Annotated in this window: 19 protein-coding genes; 12 read left to right on the forward strand and 7 right to left on the reverse strand. The window is 70.7% G+C overall.

Annotation, left to right across the window (positions count from 1 at the left end):
• Positions 1-23 precede the first annotated feature (23 nt).
• From mtrB to secA, 5 genes are all read left to right on the forward strand, one after another.
• The gene (gene mtrB, locus D7I44_RS12720; RefSeq protein WP_120789833.1) at positions 24-1,649 is read left to right on the forward strand and encodes an MtrAB system histidine kinase MtrB; all 1,626 of its coding nucleotides are present in this window, start codon (positions 24-26) and stop codon (positions 1,647-1,649) included.
• The gene (locus D7I44_RS12725) at positions 1,646-3,352 is read left to right on the forward strand and encodes an LpqB family beta-propeller domain-containing protein (protein ID WP_120789834.1); all 1,707 of its coding nucleotides are present in this window, start codon (positions 1,646-1,648) and stop codon (positions 3,350-3,352) included. The genes mtrB and D7I44_RS12725 overlap by 4 nt, the downstream gene beginning before the upstream one ends.
• A gap of 63 nt (positions 3,353-3,415) precedes the next feature.
• A complete protein-coding gene (locus D7I44_RS12730; protein WP_120789835.1) occupies positions 3,416-4,126 on the forward strand; it encodes a ComF family protein in 711 nt (236 codons plus the stop codon).
• 98 nt (positions 4,127-4,224) lie between these two features.
• Positions 4,225-4,929 (forward strand): ribosome hibernation-promoting factor, HPF/YfiA family, encoded by a 705-nt coding sequence (gene hpf / locus D7I44_RS12735; RefSeq protein WP_120789836.1) that lies wholly within the window; start codon positions 4,225-4,227, stop codon positions 4,927-4,929.
• Positions 4,930-5,104: 175 nt separating this feature from the next.
• Positions 5,105-7,915: a preprotein translocase subunit SecA gene (gene secA / locus D7I44_RS12740; protein ID WP_120789837.1), complete on the forward strand. Its 2,811-nt coding sequence runs from the start codon at positions 5,105-5,107 to the stop codon at positions 7,913-7,915.
• An 11-nt stretch (positions 7,916-7,926) separates the two neighbouring features.
• On the opposite strand, the gene D7I44_RS12745 is transcribed toward secA, so the two are convergent.
• Positions 7,927-8,397 carry an Rv3235 family protein gene (locus tag D7I44_RS12745; protein WP_220093771.1) on the reverse strand — a complete coding sequence of 157 codons (471 nt, stop codon included), beginning with the start codon at positions 8,395-8,397 and terminating at the stop codon, positions 7,927-7,929.
• 81 nt (positions 8,398-8,478) lie between these two features.
• Here D7I44_RS12745 and D7I44_RS12750 point away from each other — a divergent pair, with 81 nt between their 5' ends.
• The gene (locus tag D7I44_RS12750) at positions 8,479-9,069 is read left to right on the forward strand and encodes a hypothetical protein (protein WP_120789838.1); all 591 of its coding nucleotides are present in this window, start codon (positions 8,479-8,481) and stop codon (positions 9,067-9,069) included.
• Positions 9,070-9,081: 12 nt separating this feature from the next.
• Here D7I44_RS12750 and D7I44_RS12755 read toward each other — a convergent pair whose 3' ends face one another.
• A complete protein-coding gene (locus D7I44_RS12755) occupies positions 9,082-9,360 on the reverse strand; it encodes a helix-turn-helix domain-containing protein (protein WP_120790950.1) in 279 nt (92 codons plus the stop codon).
• 87 nt (positions 9,361-9,447) lie between these two features.
• On the opposite strand from D7I44_RS12755, the gene D7I44_RS12760 reads away from it, so the two are divergent.
• Genes D7I44_RS12760 through D7I44_RS12770 form a run of 3 tightly spaced genes read left to right on the forward strand, consistent with a single transcriptional unit; the run spans position 9,448 to position 12,858 of the window.
• On the forward strand, positions 9,448-10,080 hold the full coding sequence (locus tag D7I44_RS12760) for a hypothetical protein (RefSeq protein WP_120789839.1): 633 nt from the start codon (positions 9,448-9,450) through the stop codon (positions 10,078-10,080).
• Positions 10,080-11,366 (forward strand): CpaE/TadZ family protein, encoded by a 1,287-nt coding sequence (locus D7I44_RS12765; RefSeq protein ID WP_120789840.1) that lies wholly within the window; start codon positions 10,080-10,082, stop codon positions 11,364-11,366. Before D7I44_RS12760 ends, D7I44_RS12765 begins: the two co-directional genes overlap by 1 nt.
• Complete coding sequence (locus D7I44_RS12770) at positions 11,350-12,858, forward strand: sensor histidine kinase (protein WP_120789841.1); 1,509 nt, start codon at positions 11,350-11,352, stop codon at positions 12,856-12,858. Before D7I44_RS12765 ends, D7I44_RS12770 begins: the two co-directional genes overlap by 17 nt.
• Positions 12,859-12,994: 136 nt before the next feature.
• Here D7I44_RS12770 and D7I44_RS12775 read toward each other — a convergent pair whose 3' ends face one another.
• On the reverse strand, positions 12,995-13,243 hold the full coding sequence (locus tag D7I44_RS12775; RefSeq protein ID WP_120789842.1) for a WhiB family transcriptional regulator: 249 nt from the start codon (positions 13,241-13,243) through the stop codon (positions 12,995-12,997).
• A 217-nt stretch (positions 13,244-13,460) separates the two neighbouring features.
• Here D7I44_RS12775 and D7I44_RS12780 point away from each other — a divergent pair, with 217 nt between their 5' ends.
• A complete protein-coding gene (locus D7I44_RS12780) occupies positions 13,461-13,856 on the forward strand; it encodes a hypothetical protein (RefSeq protein WP_162940267.1) in 396 nt (131 codons plus the stop codon).
• A gap of 68 nt (positions 13,857-13,924) precedes the next feature.
• Here D7I44_RS12780 and bcp read toward each other — a convergent pair whose 3' ends face one another.
• The 4 genes from bcp to aroA form a co-directional block, all read right to left on the reverse strand.
• Positions 13,925-14,407: a thioredoxin-dependent thiol peroxidase gene (gene bcp / locus D7I44_RS12785; protein WP_245979602.1), complete on the reverse strand. Its 483-nt coding sequence runs from the start codon at positions 14,405-14,407 to the stop codon at positions 13,925-13,927.
• A 9-nt stretch (positions 14,408-14,416) separates the two neighbouring features.
• Positions 14,417-15,427, reverse strand: a complete 1,011-nt coding sequence (locus D7I44_RS12790) for a LacI family DNA-binding transcriptional regulator (protein WP_120789845.1) — start codon at positions 15,425-15,427, stop codon at positions 14,417-14,419.
• 86 nt (positions 15,428-15,513) lie between these two features.
• Entirely contained in the window at positions 15,514-16,596 is a 1,083-nt protein-coding gene (gene rsgA / locus D7I44_RS12795; RefSeq protein ID WP_120790951.1) for a ribosome small subunit-dependent GTPase A, read from the reverse strand.
• The gene (aroA, locus tag D7I44_RS12800; protein ID WP_120789846.1) at positions 16,593-17,969 is read right to left on the reverse strand and encodes a 3-phosphoshikimate 1-carboxyvinyltransferase; all 1,377 of its coding nucleotides are present in this window, start codon (positions 17,967-17,969) and stop codon (positions 16,593-16,595) included. The genes rsgA and aroA overlap by 4 nt, the downstream gene beginning before the upstream one ends.
• A 125-nt stretch (positions 17,970-18,094) precedes the next feature.
• Between aroA and D7I44_RS12805 the strand changes: the two genes are divergently transcribed.
• Positions 18,095-18,703, forward strand: a complete 609-nt coding sequence (locus tag D7I44_RS12805; RefSeq protein WP_181445630.1) for a sigma-70 family RNA polymerase sigma factor — start codon at positions 18,095-18,097, stop codon at positions 18,701-18,703.
• On the forward strand, positions 18,700-18,942 hold the full coding sequence (locus D7I44_RS12810) for a zf-HC2 domain-containing protein (protein ID WP_120789848.1): 243 nt from the start codon (positions 18,700-18,702) through the stop codon (positions 18,940-18,942). Before D7I44_RS12805 ends, D7I44_RS12810 begins: the two co-directional genes overlap by 4 nt.
• Positions 18,943-18,954: the final 12 nt, after the last annotated feature.

Here is an 18,954-nt window from a genome sequence, read left to right on the forward strand (position 1 = left end):
CGCGCGCACTTAAACTTCACCCCATGACGACGGCTGCTCTGCGGGTGACGACGGCGTGGTGGCGCCGCCCCGCCGACTGGCCGGCGGCGATCGCCCGCGTGTGGTCGCGCTCGCTGCAGTTCCGCACCGTGGTGATCACCGTCTGCCTCTCGGGCGTCGCCATCCTCGTCACCGGGCTCGTCATCTCGTACTCGGTCGGCAGCGACCTCTACAACTCGCGCCTCGAGCAGGCGCTGCGCGATGCGAGCCGTGCCCAGCAGCAGGTGCAGGCGACCCTCGACGCGACCGACGCGAGCGACCCGGCCACGGTGCTCGGGCTCGGCCAGGTCGTGCAGACCCGAGTCCAGGGAGCCTCGTCGAGCCGCATGCTCGCCTTCATCCGCAAGCCGGGCCAGGCGGCCGACCCGCAGGCGCCCACCGACTACACGGCGGGCGGCATGACGCAGGCCATGATCTCGCCGCAGCTCGCGGCCGCCGTCGCGAAGTCGTCCGACACGCTGTACTCGCAGTCGGTCGCGCTGCCCGTCGACGGCGCGCCGGACACGGTGACGCACCCCGGCGTCATCGTCGGCGCTCAGATCCAGCTGCCGACCGCCGGCACGTATCAGATCTTCCTCGGCTACGACCTGAGCGATGCGGAGCAGACCCTGAACTTCGTGCAGCGCACCCTCGTGCTCGCGGGCGTCGCCCTGATCGCGCTCATCGGGGCGGTGACCTTCGTCGTCGTGCGCTTCGTCGTCGCGCCGATCCAGCTCGCCGCCGTCACCAGCCGCCGTCTTGCCGCGGGCGACCTCGAGGTGCGCATCCCCGAGAACGGGCAGGACGTCTTCACGACGCTCGCCCGCTCGTTCAACGCCATGGCCGACAGCCTGCAGCAGCAAATCACGCAGCTCGCGACGCTCTCGCAGCTGCAGCAGAGATTCGTGTCGGATGTCTCGCACGAGCTGCGCACGCCGCTGACCACCATCCGCCTGGCCTCTGAGCACCTCTACGACCGCAAGGGCGCCTTCGACGAGACGACCTCGCGCACGGCCGAGCTGCTGCACGCGCAGGTCCAGCGCTTCGATCTGCTGCTGTCCGACCTGCTCGAGATCAGCCGCTACGACGCGGGCTCTGTGTCGCTCGAGATCGAGTCGACGAGTGTCGTCAAGCTCGCGGAGGACGCCATCGAGGAGTTCGAGCCGCTCGCGCACGCGAACGGCACCGAGCTGCGGCTCTCGGCCCCCGGCGGCTACTCCGAGGTGCCGATGGATGCCCGCCGCGTCCGCCGCGTCATCCGCAACCTTCTCGGCAACGCGATCGAGCACGGCGAGGGCAAGCCGATCGACGTCATCGTCGACAGCAACTCGACCGCCGTCGCGCTCGCCGTGCGCGACCACGGCATGGGCATGAGCGAGAGCGACGTCGGCCACGTCTTCGACCGGTTCTGGCGGGCCGACCCGTCGCGGCGCCGCACGATCGGCGGCACGGGCCTCGGCCTCGCGATCTCGCAGGAGGACGCGCTGATCCACGGCGGCGTCATCGACGTGTGGTCGCGCCCGGGGGAGGGCTCGTGCTTCCGGCTCACCCTGCCGCGAGGGCGGGGCGCGGTGATCGCCGAGTCGCCGATCCCGCTGCAGCCGGCCGACGCGGAAGGGGGCGCGTCATGAGGCTCCGCACGGCAGGGCTGCTGGCCGTGGTCGCGCTGCTCGTGGCATCCGTTCTCACCGCGTGCGCCACCATCCCCCGCAGCGGACCCGTGGCCCGCGGCGGGTCGGTGTCCGCGCACGACGACCCGTTCGGGCCGATCGACTACCACCCTCTCGGGCCGGGCGACGGCGAGTCGCAGGAGCAGATCCTGAACGGCTTCATCGCGGCGGCCGTGAGCCCGGAGACCAGCTATCAGATCGCGCGCGAGTTCCTCTCCGACTCGTTCCGCAGCCAGTGGAACCCCGACTACTCCGTCACGGTCGACCGCGCGGCGCTGCGCACCGAGGCGACTCGGGTGAACTCGACCCAGCTCAAGGTCGACATCACCCCGCAGGCGTTCATCGACCAGACCGGCGAATACCGTGCTGCCGACTCGCAGGCGCCGGTGGCGCTGCCGTACTCCTTCGTGAAGCAGCACGGGCAATGGCGCATCTCGCAGGCGCCCAACGGCATCGTGATTGACGGCGACCAGTTCCAGAATGTGTTCAGCCCGCATCAGCTGTACTTCTACAGCCCCGACTTCCGCTTCCTCGTGCCCGACCTGCGCTGGTTCCCGTCGTCGCGCACGACGATCGCTACGCGCATCACCAAGGCGCTGCTCGCCGGCCCCTCGCCGTGGCTGCAGGACGCGCTCGTCACTGCGTTCCCGAAGGGCACGCAGCTTGCGAGCGGCGCGGTCGTGGTGAACGGGGGCGTCGCGCAGGTCGCCCTCAACGCCGTCGCGGCCGGCGCCGACGAGCAGACCGTGAACCGCATGGACGAGCAGCTCACCGAGAGCCTCGGCGCCACCGCGTCATCGGTCGCGCTCACCGTCGGCGGCGTGGCGCAGAGCGTGAGCGGGGCGACGGATGCCTCACGCGACCCCGCCATCGCCTCGAACCCGCTCGTGCTGAAGGGCGGCAAGTTCGGGTACCTTTCGAGCAAATCCGTCGTCTCGCTCGGCGGCATCGCCGACCAGGTGGTCGCACTGCACCCGACCGCGGTCACGGCGCTCGGCGACGGGACGGCTGCGGCCGCGCTCGCGGGGGGCTCGGTCTACGCCGTGTCCCAGAGCCTGTCCGCACCGGTGCGCGTCGATCAGCGGGCCGGGCTCATCGCGCCATCGATCGACAGCCACGGCATCGTGTGGTCCGGAGCCTCCGATGCGAGCAAGCCGTTCGCCGTCTCGGCAGGCGACGGCACGACGGCGGCTCTGGCGGCCGCCTGGCCGGACGCGCGGCAACTCATCTCCTTCGCCGTCTCGCGCGACGGCACCAGGCTCGCCGCCCTCGTCAGCACGACCGACGGGCAGTCGCATCTGATGGTGGCCGGCATCGTGCGCGACGCCACCGGCCACCCGACGCGCATCGCCGAGCCCGTCGACCTCGGCAGCCTCGGCCTGTCGTCCGGCCTCAGCCTCGCCTGGACCGACGAACTGTCGGTCGCGGTGCTCGGGGTCAGCCCGCAGGGAGGCACCGCGATCGTCACCCAGCAGATCGGCGGCACGCTCTCCGACCCGACCACCGGCCCCGCGGGCGGCGTGATGCTCGCCGCAGGCAACCCGGCGAACGATCTCTGGGTGCTCGGCTCGGACGGCTCGCTCGAGACGCCGGCCGGCAACGGCTGGCAGACGGCGGCGACCGATGTCGACGTGCTCGCGACGCAGCAGGGTCGCGGCCAGTAACTGTCCACAGCCCGCGCCCGGCGGCGACGCACGCCACGCGCGGGTCGGGCAGGATCGGTGGCCATGTGGGCCGGCGTGCGCGAAGCGGTGCTGGATGCCTGGGCGGTGCTCGCGCCGACCGAGTGCGCCGGCTGCGGCGAACCTGATCGCGCGCTCTGCTCGGCGTGCCGCGCAGAGCTCGCGGCGGCGCCGGTCGTGCACGAGACGCTGCGCCGCGACGACGGCAGCGAGCTCCCGGTGTGGCACGCGCTCGACTACGGGGGAGCGCCGCGCAGCATCCTGCTCGCCTTCAAAGACGGTGGGCGAACGGATGCCGCGCCCGCACTCGCCGGGGTGCTGCGCCGCGTCGTGCGCGCCGCGCTCGTCGAGGCGCCAATCGCGTTGCACGGCCGCGTCGAGGTCGCGGCGATCCCGAGCTCGCGCTCGGCGTTCCGTCGCCGTGGGTACCGACACGTCCCGCTGCTGCTGCGCCACGCCGGCTTTAGTGACTCCCGGCTGCTGCGCACCGTCAGACAGACTCAAGATCAATCCAACTTAGATACCACATCGAGGTTCGCGAACCGTGCGCAGTCGCTGACAGTGAAATCTGCCGCGGCGGGGCGCGCGGTGCTCATCATCGACGACATCGTGACCACCGGGGCCACCGTATTGGAGGCTGACCGGGCGTTTCGCGCGGTGGGTTGCGTCGTGCTCGGCGCCGTCGCGCTCGCACGCACCGAGCGGCGCCTGCCGAAGCTGGGAGCAGACGTCGAAATGCGGAGAAAAGCCTCGTGACATCGCCAGAGCGCCGAACTAGGTTGGTCGGCACATAGCAGGTGCGAGGATTCCCACCGGCAACGACGGGGGAAACGCACCGCGAACAGGAGGTTGCGATGGAAATCGACATCGTCGGACGCGGCGCCCAGATCACGGACCGTTTTCGCGAATACGTGACCGAGAAGGCCGACAAGGTTTCCCACCTGGCCGAGCGAGCTCTTGTCTTCGAGATCAAGCTCTCGCGCCTCACCACCCGCAAGGGCACCCCCGGCGACGACAAGGTCGAGCTCACTCTCGTCGGACGGGGGCCCGTGGTCCGCGCGGAGGCGACGGCTGCCGACAAGTACGCGGCATTCGACATCGCCATCGGCCGGCTCCTGGAGCGCGTCCGCCGCGCGAAGGACCGCCGCAAGGTGCACCGCGGCGGAGCCCACCGGCCGACCTCGCTGCACGACGCGGCGAGCGGCGCGTTCGCCCAGACCGACCTGACGCCGATCTCGGGGAACACGCTCACCCAGCTCGCGACGGGCGCCGTGCCGGTGCAGGCCGAGGCCGCTGAGCCTCCGGAGAAGGACGAGTACTGCCCCGTCGTGATCCGTACGAAGACGTTCGCGTCCGTTCCGATGACCGTCGACGACGCGCTCTACTACATGGAGCTCGTCGGCCACGACTTCTACCTCTTCATCGACGCCGAGACCGAGCGGCCGAGCGTCGTCTACCGGCGCAAGGGCTGGGACTACGGCGTGATCCAGCTCGACGACGACGCCGACGAGCTGCAGGAGGCCGCCACGGCCGCGCGCAAGCTCGAGTCCGTCAGGTAGCGGTTCTGTGATCGGGGGTGGGGATCATCAGGCATCCCCACCCCCTTTCTGCGTTCAGGGCTTCAGTAACCTGCCGGTCTAGACTTGCCGGGATTCCGTCCCAACAGTGCGGCCCGTAGGGCTGCGCAGCCTGCGCCGCCGAAGCGACGGCGCTCAATGAACATGGAGTTCTTCAGTGGCCTCAGTCCTGGAAAAGGTCCTGCGCGTCGGCGAAGGCCGGCTGCTGCGCAAGCTCGAGGGGTACGCCAAGGCGGTCAACGCCCTCGAAGACGATTTCAAGGAGCTCACCGAAGAAGAGCTGCGCAACGAGACCGTCGAGCTGCGCGAGCGCTGGGCCGAGGGCGAGACCCTCGACGACCTGCTCCCAGAGGCCTTCGCGGCTGTTCGCGAAGCAGCTAGGCGCGTGCTCGGCATGCGGCACTTCGACGTGCAGATCATGGGTGGCGCGGCACTGCACCTCGGCAACATCGCCGAGATGAAGACCGGTGAGGGCAAGACCCTCGTCGCGACGACCGCCGCGTACCTCAACGCGATCCCGAGCAGGGGCGTGCACGTCATCACCACCAACGACTTCCTCGCGAGCTACCAGAGCGAGCTCATGGGCCGCGTGTTCCGCGCCCTCGGCATGACGACCGGCGTGATCCTCGCCGGCCAGACGCCCGAGGAGCGCCGCGAGCAGTACGCGGCGGACATCACCTACGGCACGAACAACGAGTTCGGCTTCGACTACCTGCGCGACAACATGGCGTGGCAGGCCGCCGACATGGTGCAGCGCGGCCACAACTTCGCGATCGTCGACGAGGTCGACTCGATCCTCATCGACGAGGCGCGCACGCCGCTCATCATCTCGGGCCCGTCGTCGGGCGAGGCTAACCGCTGGTTCACCGAGTTCGCGCGGCTTGCGACCCGCCTGACCCCCGGCGAGGACTACGAGGTCGACGAGAAGAAGCGCACCGTCGGCGTGCTCGAGCCAGGAATCGCGAAGGTCGAGGACTACCTCGGCATCGACAACCTCTACGAGTCGGCCAACACCCCGCTGATCTCGTTCCTCAACAACGCCATCAAGGCGAACGCGCTGTTCAAGCGCGACAAGGACTACGTCGTCATGAACGACGAGGTGCTCATCGTCGACGAGCACACCGGCCGCATCCTGATGGGCCGTCGCTACAACGAGGGCATCCACCAAGCCATCGAGGCGAAGGAGAGCGTGCCGGTCAAGGCCGAGAACCAGACGCTCGCGACCGTCACGCTGCAGAACTACTTCCGTCTGTACAAGAAGCTGTCGGGCATGACCGGTACCGCCGAGACCGAGGCGGCCGAGTTCATGTCGACCTACAAGCTCGGCGTCGTCGTGATCCCGACCAACAAGCCGATGATCCGCAAGGACCAGTCCGACCTCGTCTACAAGAACGAAGAGGTCAAGTTCGCGCAGGTCGTCGAGGACATCGTGCGGCGTCACGAGGCGGGCCAGCCCGTGCTCGTCGGCACCACCTCGGTCGAGAAGAGCGAGTACCTCTCGCGGCTGCTCGCCAAGCGCGGCGTGCGCCACGAGGTGCTGAACGCGAAGAACCACGCCCGTGAGGCCGCCATCGTCGCGCAGGCCGGTCGCCTCGGCGCCGTCACCGTCGCGACCAACATGGCCGGCCGCGGCACCGACATCATGCTCGGCGGCAACGTCGAGTTCCTCGCCGTCGCCGAGCTGAACGCGCGCGGTCTCTCACCGGAGGAGACGCCGGAGGAGTACCAGGCCGCGTGGGACGAGACGCTCGAGAAGCTCAAGACCGCCGCCGCCGAAGAGGCCGACAAGGTGCGCGACGCCGGCGGCCTGTACGTGCTCGGCACCGAGCGCCACGAGTCGCGCCGCATCGACAACCAGCTGCGCGGCCGTTCCGGCCGTCAGGGCGACCCGGGCGAGAGCCGCTTCTACCTGTCGCTGACCGACGACCTGATGCGCCTGTTCAACGCGGGCGCGGCCGAATCGCTGCTCGGCAGGGCCTCGACGCCCGACGACCTCGCGATCGAGTCGAAGCTCGTGTCGCGCGCGATCCGCAGCGCGCAGTCGCAGGTCGAGGCGCGCAACGCCGAGATCCGCAAGAACGTCCTCAAGTACGACGACGTGCTGAACCGCCAGCGTGAGGCGATCTATTCCGATCGCCGCCGCATCCTCGAGGGCGACGACCTGCACGAGCGTGTGCAGAAGTTCCTCGACGACGTGATCGACGAAGTCCTCGATGAGCACACCGGCGAGGGCAACGGCGACGACTGGGACTTCGACGCGCTGTGGAGCGAGCTGAAGACGCTCTACCCCGTCGGCATCTCGATCGACGAGGTCATCGCCGAGGCCGGCTCGAAGGGCCGCATCAACCGCGACTTCATGCGCCGCGAGATCATCTCAGACGCGCACGTCGCCTATCAGCGCCGCGAAGAGCAGCTGGGCTCGCCGGCCATGCGCGAGCTCGAGCGCCGCGTCGTGCTCTCGGTGGTCGATCGCCGCTGGCGCGATCATCTCTACGAGATGGACTACCTGAAGGACGGCATCGGCCTGCGCGCCATGGCGCAGCGCGACCCGCTGGTCGAGTACCAGCGCGAGGGCTTCGCGATGTACCAGCAGATGATGGGCGCGATCCGCGAAGAGACGGTCGGATTCCTGTTCAACCTCGAGGTCGAGGTGACGCAGGCCGCCGGCGAGGTCTCGGGCGTCGCGGCGAAGGGCCTCGGGCAGTCTGCTCAGCAGGGCCTGTCGTATTCGGCGCCGAGCGACTCGGGCGGCGTCGAGGTGCGCGGTCAGGGCGGGCAGGTCGACCGGGCGGCATCGGAGCGCGCAGAGCGCGCAGCGCGCCGTCGTGAGCTGCAGCAGGGCGAGCCTCAGGCTCCCGCGGCGCAGCAGGGCGGTCGTGGGGCGTTCGGCCAGCGAACGGAGACCGCCGCCGATGCGCCGGAGCCGCAGAACCGCGCTGAGCGCCGGGCCCAGAACCGCCGCAGGTAGCTCAGAGCGCGTCAGAGAACGCTGATGCTCGTCGCGCGCCAGCGCGAGTCGAGGCCTTCGAGTCGGAGCGCCACGGCCCGCACGCGCTGTGGCATCTGCACGACCACGGTCGCCTCGATGACGCCGGCGTCGGGCTCGAAGGTGCGGATGGAGAGGATCGTGATGCGCGGTCGCTGCGCAGGTGTGCGTTTCAGCGACCGCGAGCGGGCCGCGAAGCTCACTCGGCGCGACAGCCTCGTGTAGACGTCGTCGCTGATCCACCGCGCGATCTGCTCGAGCTCGCGGGCGCCCGCGAGGATCTCGATGACGCAGCGGGTCAGGTTGGTGATGAGGGGCTCGGGATCCGGCAGATCGGCCGTGCGCTGAACCCCGAAGAAATCATCGGCATCGAACCGCTCATGGCGTTGTGCGTTCGCCATCTTCCCCCCAAGAACCTGTGCGATCTCGACGAGACGCTCGTCGAGTGCTTGTGACCCTTTCATGGGTCACCCATGCGGCACCAGAGGATCTTTCGACTGTTGATAACTTTTTCCCCGCCTGAGGTGCGCGGGTAGCGTCGGGCCATGCGCTTCGACCTGCTGTTCGACGACCTCGAGGCCCAGCTCGAGGCCCAGCTGGTGACCGAAAACACGCAGCAGCGGGGCGAGGAGGAACGGTTGCGGGCGGCTCGCACGAGCCTGCGCGAGCGGCTCGCCGCCCTCGTCGCGACCGGCGAGCGAAGCATCCGGCTGCGCCTTCTCGACGGCTCGGCCGTCGACCTCACGCTCGCCACTGTGGGCCGCGACTGGCTCGCGGCAGAACTGGCAGGCGGCAGCGAGTGCGTGGTGCCGCTCGGCGCGATCGCATCGGTCTCGTTGAGTGCGGCGCAGCTGCAGGCGAGCAGAGGGCGGATGCCGGAGCAGAAGCCCGGCGCCGCCGAGGCGCTCACCGGGAAGATCGGCATCGGCGTCGTCCTGCGCGACCTCGCGCGCCGGCGCGTCCCGGTCGACGTGGCGGACCGCGCGCAACCGGCGCCGGTGCACGGCACCATCGACCGCGTGGGTGCTGATCACCTCGACCTCGCCGTGCACGAGCGCGGCGCCGTGCGGCGCGAGTCGAGCGTGCTCGAGCGCCGTGTCGTCGCGCTCGGGGCGATCACGATGCTGCGGCTCTGACGCCGCGCCGCCTCAGTCCCCGGGGCGGATGATGGTGCCGCCGGACAGCTCGGCGAGGCTCGCGTAGTCCGACTGCTCCCACAGGGCGTGCCGCCGCTGCTCTTCGTAGAGGCTCGCGATGTACGACTCGAGCACCTCGCGCTCGATGCGCCACTGCGCCCCGACCTTGATCGCCGGCAGCTCGCCCGTCTCGACCAGGGCGCTCACGTCGGCGACCTCGACGTTCAGGATCTCCGCGCAGTCGGCCGTCGTCAGGAACCGGGCGGCGTCGCCTGCCGAGTGGCTGATCATGTCATCCATTGTGTCGACACCTGCGCGCCGCCGGGTGCGGTGTGGATAACTTTCTCCTGACCCTTGCGGATTCGCCAGCATGGTGCCATGAGCTCGCCCAGCCCTGCGCCCCGACCCCGCCCCGCCTGGCGCGAGCCCCGTTTCCTGCTCGGGCTCGTGCTCGTCGTCGCATCGGTCGCCGGGGTGGCCGGGCTGGTCGCCGCGTCCGATCGCAGCGTCGAGGTGTACGCCGCCCGGCACGCGCTCGCCGCAGGCGACGAGGTCGCGGCCGGCGACCTGGTGGGAGTGCGGGTGCGACTCGGGAAGACCGCGTCGGCGTACCTGCACGCGGCGCCGCAGCCTGACACGGTCGTCACGCGCACGATCGCCGCCGGCGAGCTCGTGCCCGTCGGGGCGCTCGGGGCGGCGTCGGCGCAGCGTGAGACCAGTGTCGTGATCAGCGTCGACGGCGAGCTGCCCGCCTCGGTCGACGTCGGCAGCTCGGTGGATGTGTGGTCGGCCGAGGCCTCGGGTGCGGGCGCCGGCGCGGGGGCACCGAAGTTCAAGGCGCCGCGCGTGCTGGTGCCGAGCGGCACCGTGGTGCGGGTGGTGCGCGACTCGGGGCTGGGCGCTGGCGGCGGGGTCGCCGTCGAGGTGCGGCTGCCGAAGGACTCGACGGCCGAGCTGCTCGAATCCCTCGCCAACGGCGACGACATCACCGTGCTGCCGGCGGGCGCCTGATGGCGCAGCTCGCGCTGAGCCTCGACCGGCGCACCGAGGACGCGCTGCTGCCGGGGGCGCTCGCAGCCGGGCACGCCGTCGTCGCGCGCGTGCAGACCGCCGGGGAGCTGTCGACGGCGCTCGCAGCGCACGAGATCGACATCGCGGTCGTCTCTGCGACGCGCTCGCGCCTCACGCCCGAGCTGCGCGCGGCGGCCGCCGCGACCGGAACGCGCCTGGTCGTGCTCGCCGGCACTGCCGACGAGCGGGAGGTCGCGGCACGCGCAGGGGCGCCGGAGGTCTTCGCAGAGCCGGCGGGCTGGGCCGAGCTCGAGCGGCTGCTCTCGGCGCAGACGGTGCCCGCAGCAGGCGAGGCGCAGGCGGCGACGGCCGAGGCATCCGTCATCGCGGTGTGGGGTCCTGCGGGGGCGCCGGGCCGCACGTCGCTCGCGATCTCGATCGCGGCAGAGCTGGCGCTCGTCGGCAGCACGGTCGCCCTCATCGACGCGGACAGCTACGGCGGCGCCGTCGCGCCCTGGCTGGGGCTGCTCGACGAGACCCCCGGCTTCGCCGCCGCGTGCCGCCTCGCGGGAAACGATGCACTCACGCGCGCCGAGTTCGATCGCGTCGCGCAGTACGTGCCCGTGCCGCGCGGCTCGCTGGCCGTGCTCACCGGCATCGCCCGGCCGAGTCGCTGGCCTGAGCTCGGCAGCGAGCGCGTCGCGCGCGTGATCGACGCCGTCGCCGGGTGGGTCGATCACGTGGTGATCGATGTGGGGTTCAACCTCGAGGCCGACGAAGAGATCGCGAGCGACCTGTTCGCGCCGCGCCGCAACGCGGCGACGCTCACGACCCTCGAGCATGCGACACAGCTCGTGTCGGTCGGTCTCGCAGACCCGCTGGGGCTGTCCCGGCTGCTGCGCGGGCGGGCGGATGCCGAGGCGGCGGCGCCCCGCGCGCGGCACTCCCTCGTGGTGAACCGGGTGCGAGCGGGTGTGCTCGGCGCGAACCCCGGTGGACAGGTGACCGCCGCGCTGCAGCGCTTCGGCGGGGTGAGCCCGGCCGCACTGGTCCCCGACGACCCTCAGGCGTTCGACGTGGCGATGCTCGCGGCCTGCCCGCTGGCGGCGGCGGCCCCGCGCTCCGCGGCGCGCGAGGCGATCCGCAGATTGGTGCACTCCACGCTGCTCGGCCTGGCAGAGCCCGCGCCGGCACGGCGACGCCGCAGCGCGCGACCGAGGCGGGCGCACCCCGCCGCGCAGGCAGCGGCCCGCTCTCTAGACTTGAGTCGTGTCGACCCTCAGTGACCTGGTCATCGCGCATGGGCGCTCCACCCCCGAGGACATCGAGTGGATGCACATGCTGGTCGGCGACGCGCAGCTGCTCGCCGACCTCGCGTTCGCCGACATCGTGCTGTGGGTGCCGACCGAGGACGGCTTCATCGCCGTCGCGCACTCGCGCCCGTCGAGCGCGGCGACGCTGTTCTATCGCGACATCGTCGGGCAGAAGATCCGGCCGGAATGGCGCCCCCAGGTGATGCAGGCGTTCGACACGGGCGAGATCGTCGACTCGAGCGCCCCCGAATGGTACGAGGAGACGCCGACGCGGGTGCGCGCGGTGCCCGTGCTGCGGCGGCTCGGCTCGGCGAGCGCGAGGACGACGGATTCCCCGATCGCGGTGCTCACCCGCCACACCAACCTGAGCGAGGCGCGCACCCCCGGCCGCCAGGAGCTCACCTTCAACGACTGCGCGAACGACCTGTTCTCGATGATCGCCAGCGGCGACTTCCCCGACCTCGGGGCGCCGAGCGGGCCGCGCCGCGGCGCTCCGCGCGCCTCAGACGGGTTGATCCGCCTCGACGTCGAGGGCATCACCACCTTCGCGAGTCCGAACGCGCTGTCGGCGTTCAACCGCATCGGCTTCACCGACGAGCTCGAGGGCGAGTCGCTCGCCGAGGTGACCACGCGTCTGCTCACCGGGCACGCGGCCTTCGACGAGTCGCTGCCGCTCGTCGTCACCGGCCGGGCGCCGTGGCGCACCGACATCGACGTGCGCGGTGTGACGGTGTCGCTGCGCGCGATCCCGATCCGCAACAGGGGCGAGCGGGTCGGCGCGATCGTGCTGGTGCGCGATGTCACCGAGCTGCGCCATCAGGAGCGCGAGCTGATCACGAAGGACGCGACGATCCGCGAGATCCACCACCGCGTGAAGAACAATCTGCAGACGGTGGCCTCGCTGCTGCGCATCCAGGCCCGCCGCTCCCACTCCGACGAGGCGAAGGATGCGCTCAGTCAGGCGCAGCGCCGCGTCGCCGCGATCGCCGTCGTGCATGACACGCTGTCGACGGGGCTCGCGCAGACGGTCGACTTCGACGACGTCTTCGACCGCGTGCTGCTGCTCGTGGCCGAGGTCGCCGCAGGCCACAACACCTCGGTGCACCCGGTGAAGAAGGGCCGCTTCGGCGTGCTTCCCAGCGAGGCGGCGACGCCTCTGGCGCTCGCGCTCACCGAGCTCGTGACGAACGCGGTCGAGCACGGCCTCGCCGACCGCTCCGGCGAGGTTCAGATCATCGCCGAGCGCAGCGACGAGCAGCTCACGGTGAAGATCGTCGACGACGGCACCGGCCTGCCGGAGGGCAAGGTCGGCGCCGGGCTCGGCACGCAGATCGTCCGCACGCTCATCCAGGGCGAACTGGGCGGCTCGATCGACTGGCACACCATGATGGGCGCCGGCACCGAGGTGACGGTGGAGGTCCCGCTGCGCTACCTGACGAGCGGGGCCGGCGCGAACGCGCAGTAGGGTCGGGCCCTAATTCGCCGGATTGTTCCTATGCAACGGCCGGCGCGTAGGAACAAGCGTGCGTCCTAGGGCCGGTTCCTACGGGCCGTGGCAGGCGCGAGCTGCACCTGATGCGCTACGGCGCGGGCGCGACGCGTTATGCGCTCCTGCGCGCGCGAGCGGCGCGGCGCTTGAGTGCGCGGCGCTCGTCTTCTGACAGGCCGCCCCACACACCCGAGTCCTGGCCGGTCTCGAGGGCGTACTGCAGGCACACCTCGGTGACCGGACAACGGCCGCAGACCTGCTTGGCCTTCTCGATCTGATCGACCGCCGGGCCGGTGTTGCCGACCGGGAAGAACAGTTCGGGGTCAGCGGTCAGACATGCAGCCTTGTCGCGCCAGTCCATGGGGATGCTCCTCTTGTTGCAGACAGCAGACGAGGGTGGTTCGGGTCAACTCGTCGGCTTAAATGACGACCGGGGATCAGGGCCTAAGATCGTGGGGATTTTCGACCTGCCCACAGCCCCGTGAGCGATTTACCGGACCCCTATATCCTCCCATGGGGGGTGGAGTCAGATCAATAGTTTTGAGTGGGATAACCCTGTGAACACAAGCCTGAAACCCGTGTCTGATAAGGGATCGCGAGCGGTCGTGGCAACCCTTGCGGTGATCTTGAGCATCGAGGCGGTGCTGGTGCTCGGTGCAACCGCACTCACCATAGTGCAGTTCGCGGCGCACGGCGCGCGCGTCGAGGCCGACGGGTTCGCATTCGTCGCATGCCTGGTGATCGGATTCCTGTGGGCCGGCCTCGCCGCTGTCGGGGTGTGGCTCGAGCGGCGCTGGGCGCGTCCCTTGACGGTCGTCTGGCAGCTGATTCAGCTCGTGGTCGGCGTCGGCGCCCTCGAGGGCCTGATCGCGGGGCCGCTCGAGGGTGTGGTGCTCATCGCGCTGGGCCTCGCCGGCCTCGTGCTGGTCTTCACCCCGCCCGTCACGCGCGCACTCGCCCGCGTGCGCGGGTGACATGGCGTTTCCGCGGGCGAAACGACCCCCGCGGAAGCGCGGTATCACCCGCGCACACGAAGGGAAGGTCAGGCGAGGCGCAGCTTCTTGCGCAGCATGCCGAGGTGGCCCTTGGCCTTGACGTTGTAGAGCGCGTGCTCGAGCGTGCCGTCAGGGCCGACCACGAACGTCGAGCGCAGCACGCCCGTGACCGTCTTGCCGTACAGCTGCTTCTCGCCCCACACGCCGTAGGCACGGTGGACCTCGAGGGACTCGTCCGACAGCACGGGGAAGTTGAGGTTCTCACGCTCGACGAACTTCGCGAGCTGCGCCACGGGGTCCTTCGAGATGCCGAGCACGGTGTAGCCGGCATCCGTCAGCGACTGCAGCCCGTCTCGGAAGTCGCACGCCTGCGTGGTGCACGCGGGCGTGAGAGCCGCGGGGTAGAAGTACACGATCACGTGCCGGCCCGCGAATGAGGCGAGCGACACGGGCGAGCCGTCGGCGTCGGGCAGGGAGAACAGCGGGGCGCGATCGCCTGCAACGAGGCGGCCCGGAACAGCAAGAGTCACCATTCGACCCTACGGGCTGGCGGCGGCTCTGCTGGTCTCGCGCACGACCAGGGTGCTGGGGCTCGGTGCGGCCGTGTTCCAACTGCGCCCGTCGAGCAGCTCGAGCAGCATCGTCGCGCTGCGCCGGCCGGCGCGGTCGGGGTAGCGTTCGAGCGCGGTGACGGTCGGGTAGGAGAACTGGCACAGCATCGAGTCGTCCCAGCTCACGGCCGCGATGTCGCGCGCGCCCGCGTCGGCCAGGGCGCGCAGGCCGGCGACGGCCATCACGTCGTTCGAGAAGATCAGGGCGGTGAAGCGGATGCCTGAGCCGAGCAGCTCCGTCACCCGGGCGTACGCCGTGTCGAAGGTGTAGTCGGCCTCGGCGAACTCGACCGCGATGTCGCGCACGGCGCACTCCTGCCGCACGGCGTTGCGGCGGTCGACCTCGTGTGCCAGCGCGAGCGGCCCGGTGATATGGGCGATCCGCCGGTGGCCGAGCTCGAAGAGGTGCTCGACGAGCAGCTGCGCGTCGCGGTGCTGGTCTTCGATGCGCTCCGCGCCGGATTCGTTCCCCGGCAGCACGCCGTGCAGCACGAACGGCAGCCCGAGCTTGGCGAGCAGCGCGGGGCGGGGGTCGTCGATGGCCCGGTCGAGCACGATGACCCCGTCGACGCGCCCCTCGCCGGCCCAGCGCTCGTAGACGGCGATGTCGCGGCCCGGCGTGGTTCCGACCATGCGCAGGAGCAGGCTCTGCCCGGCATCCGAGAGCACGTCCTCCACGCCCTCCAGGAGCCGCATGTAGTAGGGCTCCGTGCCGAGCAGTGCGGGGTCACGGCGCAGCACCATGCCGATCGCGTCGGCACGCGAGCGCGACAGCGCGCGCGCCGAGAAGCTGGGATGCCAGCCGAGCTCTGCCGCCATCGCGACGACCTTCTGCCTGGTGGCCTCGCTGACGCCGGCCTGGCCGTTCAGCGCGTAGGAGACGGAGGCCTTCGACACTCCAAGGCGCGCGGCGATGTCGGCGATGGTCACGCGTGCCATCTCTGCGCCTCCTCGCGAACGTGACGCCCACGTCGTGCGCCTAGGGCCGATGATATCGACGGATTCCGGCGCGGGGCGCGAACCGGTTAAGGCGCGTCTGCCGACGCGGAGCCGCCCAGTCCCGGCTTCAGGGTCGCGAGCAGCCGCTGCAGCGAGTCGAGCCGCACGGCCCCCGCCGGGCCGAGCTTCCCGGCCTCGACCGCCTCGACGATGGCGCAGTCGGGCGCATCAGGCAGATGGGTGCAGCCGCGCGGGCATTCCTGGGCGATGGCGTCCAGGTCGGGGAAGCCGCGCAGGATGTTGGCCGGGTCGACGTGGCCGAGGCCGAAGCTGCGGACGCCTGGGGTGTCGATGATCCACCCGCGGCCGGCATCCGTCTGCACCCGAAGCGAAACGGTGGAGCTGGACGTGTGCCGTCCGCGCCCCGTGACCTCGTTCACGTGGCCGGTCGCGCGGTGCGCATCGGGAACGAGAGCGTTGACGAGGGTCGACTTGCCGACGCCGGAGTGGCCGACGGCGACCGTCGTGTGGCCGACGAGCGCGGCCGCGAGCTCGGCCGTCGGCATCGCGTCGCGGGCGCTCGTGAACACGGTCAGGTGGTCGAGGGCGCCGAAGTTCGCGAGGAACGGGGCGGGGTCGGCCAGGTCGGTCTTCGTGATGCACAGGAGCGGTGTCACGCCCGCGTCGTAGGCCGCGACGAGGTAGCGGTCGACGAGCCGCACCCGCGGCTCGGGGTTCGCCGCGGCGATGACGATGAGCATCTGGTCGGCGTTGGCGACGATGATGCGCTCGACGGCGTCCGTGTCGTCCGCTGAGCGCCGCAGCAGGGTCGTGCGCTCGCCGATGCGCACGATGCGGGCGAGAGTGCCGTCCTCACCGGTGGTGTCGCCCACGAGGTCGACGCGGTCGCCCGTGACGATCGCCTGCTTGCGCAGCTCGCGCGCCCGCGAGGCGGTCAGCTGGTGCTCGGTCGGCTCGTCCTCATCGAGCAGCACGGTGTAGCGGCCACGGTCGACGGAGAGCACCCGGCCGGTGAGCGCGTCCTCATGCCCGGGGCGCTGCTTCGTGCGCGGGCGGTTCCCCTTGGGGTTCGGCCTGACTCGCACGGAGGACTCGTCGTACTCGCCGTACGGCTCGTCATCGTCGTCTGAGTCCGACCACCAGCTCAAGCGGGCAGCACCCCGTGCGGGGCGGCGGCGACCATGCGGCGCCACAGCTCGGGGAACTGCGGCAGCGTCTTCGCCGTCGCGCCGATGTCGTGGACCTCGACGCCGGGCACCCGCAGGCCGATGAGGGCTCCCGCGGTCGACATCCGGTGGTCCTTGTACGACTTCCAGACGCCGCCGTGCAGCTCGGCGGGCTCGATGCGCAGACCGTCGGCGAGCTCGATGGCGTGGCCGCCGAGCCCGTTGATCTCGGCGACGAGGGCCGCGAGCCGATCGGTCTCGTGGTGGCGGATGTGGCCGATGCCGGTCAGCTCGCTCGGGGTGTCGGCGAGCGCGGCGAGCGCGGCGAGCGCGGGGGCGAGCTCGCCCCCGGTCGACAGGTCGAGGTCGACGCCGGTGATGCGGCCCGTGCCGCGTACGGTCAACCGGTCGCCGTCGAGGGTGACCTCGGCGCCGAACAGGGGAAGATACGTTGCGAGGTCCGCGCCCACCTGCGTGGTCTCGGCCGGCCAGTTGCCGATCGTCACCCGGCCGCCGGTCGCCACCGCGGCGGCGAGGAACGGTGCGGCGTTCGACAGGTCGGGCTCGATCGCGAGGTCGCGCGCGCCGATCGCCTGGGGCGCGACGACCCAGGTGCCGAGTTCCGGCGTCTCGACCGTGACGCCGCGCGCGGCGAGCGCGGCGATCGTCATCTCGATGTGGGGAAGGCTCGGCAGGCGCTCGCCCGCGTGATGCAGCACGAGGCCGTTCTCGAAGCGCGGCGCCGACAGCAGCAGCCCCGAGACGAACTGGCTCGAGCTCGAGGCGTCGATCGTGATCTCGCCGCCCGCGACCCGGCCGGTGCCGTGGATCGTGAACGGCAGAGCGCCGCGGCCCTCGTCGGCGAGGTCGACGCCGAGGGCGCGCAGCGCGTCGACCATGGCATGCATGGGCCGGCCGCGCGCCGAGTCGTCGGCGTCGATCGTCACGGGCCCGAGTGCGAGCGCCGCGACCGGCGGCACGAAGCGCATGACGGTGCCCGCCTGGCCGGCGTCGATCGTGGTCGAGCCGGTCAGCTCTGAGGCCGGGGTGATGCGCAGATCCGGGCCGAAGGGGCCCTCCTCAGGCATCCGCTCGACGCCCGTGCCCAAGCCTGCGAGCGCCTCGACCATGCGGTCGCTGTCCTGCGAGTGCAGGGGAGCCGTGAGCAGCGAGGGGCCGTCCGCGAGAGCCGAGAGGACCAGCTCGCGGTTGGTCTGCGATTTCGACCCGGGCAGCGCCACATCGGCGTCGATCGGGGTCTGTGCGACCGGGGCGGCCCAGAGCTCGTTCGTCTCGGGCTGGCGGCTGTCGCCGTACGGCTCGAACTCTGGGGCGGAATAGGTGCGGAACTGCATCGGTTGCAGGATATCGAAGATGTCGTAATGCCAGCGAAAGGATGCCTGTGGTCGCGACCGCGCTCATCGAGCGGCCTGCAGCCGACGCCGAGTCGGCGAGTGGCTGGGCCGTAGAATTGGCGGCGATGACAGACGACCTCGAGATCTCGAGTGAGACACCGCCCGCTTCGTTCGAAGAGCAGGCGCTTCCCTTCATGGACCAGCTGTACGCCGCGGCGCTGCGCATGACGCGCAACCCGGCCGATGCACAGGACCTCGTGCAGGAGACCTTTGTGAAGGCCTTCGCCGCGTGGGCGCAGTTCCGCCAGGGCACGAACCTCAAGGCGTGGCTCTATCGCATCCTCACCAACACGTTCATCAACAGCTACCGCAAGAAGCAGCGCGAGCCGTACCAGACCCCGATCGACGATCTCGAGGACTGGCAGCTCGGCGGCGCGGAGTCGACGACGTCGCGTTCGACGCGCTCGGCCGAGGCAGAGGCGATCGACCACCTGCCCGACTCCGACGTGAAGAACGCGCTGCAGGCCATCCCCGAGGACTTCCGGATGGCCGTGTACTTCGCCGACGTCGAGGGGTTCTCCTACCAGGAGATCGCCGACATCATGAAGACGCCCATCGGAACCGTGATGAGCCGCCTGCACCGTGGCCGGCGACTGCTTCGCGATCTGCTGTCCGACTACGCGCGCGACCGGGGGAGCGCTGCCCAGACCCCACCTGCCAGGAGAACACGATGACCGACTGCGGCTGCGACAAAGCCAAGAAGGACCTTGAGGAATACCTGCACCACGAGCTGCAGGCGGCGGATGCCGCAGACATCCGCGAGCATCTGGAGACGTGCGCGGACTGCGCCGGCGAGGCGAAGGTCGGCGTGGTGCTGATCGAGGCCGTGCAGCGCGCGTGCCGCGAGACGGCGCCCGCGGAGCTGCGCGTGCAGGTGCTCGCGAAGCTCCGCGCGCTCCAGACGCACGCGTAACACCCCGACAAC

The sequence above is a fragment of the Gryllotalpicola protaetiae genome, from assembly GCF_003627055.1.
Classification (GTDB): Bacteria; Actinomycetota; Actinomycetes; order Actinomycetales; family Microbacteriaceae; genus Gryllotalpicola; species Gryllotalpicola protaetiae.

Excerpts from the sequence above, each read along its gene's own strand:
- D7I44_RS12775 (WP_120789842.1), bottom strand. The coding sequence starts at position 13,243 with ATGGACTGGCGCGACAAGGCTGCATGTCTGACCGCTGACCCCGAACTG.
- D7I44_RS12805 (WP_181445630.1), top strand. The coding sequence starts at position 18,095 with ATGACAGACGACCTCGAGATCTCGAGTGAGACACCGCCCGCTTCGTTC.
- D7I44_RS12730 (WP_120789835.1), top strand. The coding sequence starts at position 3,416 with ATGTGGGCCGGCGTGCGCGAAGCGGTGCTGGATGCCTGGGCGGTGCTC.
- aroA (WP_120789846.1), bottom strand. The coding sequence starts at position 17,969 with ATGCAGTTCCGCACCTATTCCGCCCCAGAGTTCGAGCCGTACGGCGAC.
- D7I44_RS12755 (WP_120790950.1), bottom strand. The coding sequence starts at position 9,360 with ATGATCAGCCACTCGGCAGGCGACGCCGCCCGGTTCCTGACGACGGCC.
- D7I44_RS12765 (WP_120789840.1), top strand. The coding sequence starts at position 10,080 with ATGGCGCAGCTCGCGCTGAGCCTCGACCGGCGCACCGAGGACGCGCTG.
- D7I44_RS12750 (WP_120789838.1), top strand. The coding sequence starts at position 8,479 with ATGCGCTTCGACCTGCTGTTCGACGACCTCGAGGCCCAGCTCGAGGCC.
- mtrB (WP_120789833.1), top strand. The coding sequence starts at position 24 with ATGACGACGGCTGCTCTGCGGGTGACGACGGCGTGGTGGCGCCGCCCC.
- D7I44_RS12790 (WP_120789845.1), bottom strand. The coding sequence starts at position 15,427 with ATGGCACGCGTGACCATCGCCGACATCGCCGCGCGCCTTGGAGTGTCG.
- hpf (WP_120789836.1), top strand. The coding sequence starts at position 4,225 with ATGGAAATCGACATCGTCGGACGCGGCGCCCAGATCACGGACCGTTTT.
- D7I44_RS12760 (WP_120789839.1), top strand. The coding sequence starts at position 9,448 with ATGAGCTCGCCCAGCCCTGCGCCCCGACCCCGCCCCGCCTGGCGCGAG.
- D7I44_RS12745 (WP_220093771.1), bottom strand. The coding sequence starts at position 8,397 with ATGAAAGGGTCACAAGCACTCGACGAGCGTCTCGTCGAGATCGCACAG.
- D7I44_RS12810 (WP_120789848.1), top strand. The coding sequence starts at position 18,700 with ATGACCGACTGCGGCTGCGACAAAGCCAAGAAGGACCTTGAGGAATAC.
- D7I44_RS12725 (WP_120789834.1), top strand. The coding sequence starts at position 1,646 with ATGAGGCTCCGCACGGCAGGGCTGCTGGCCGTGGTCGCGCTGCTCGTG.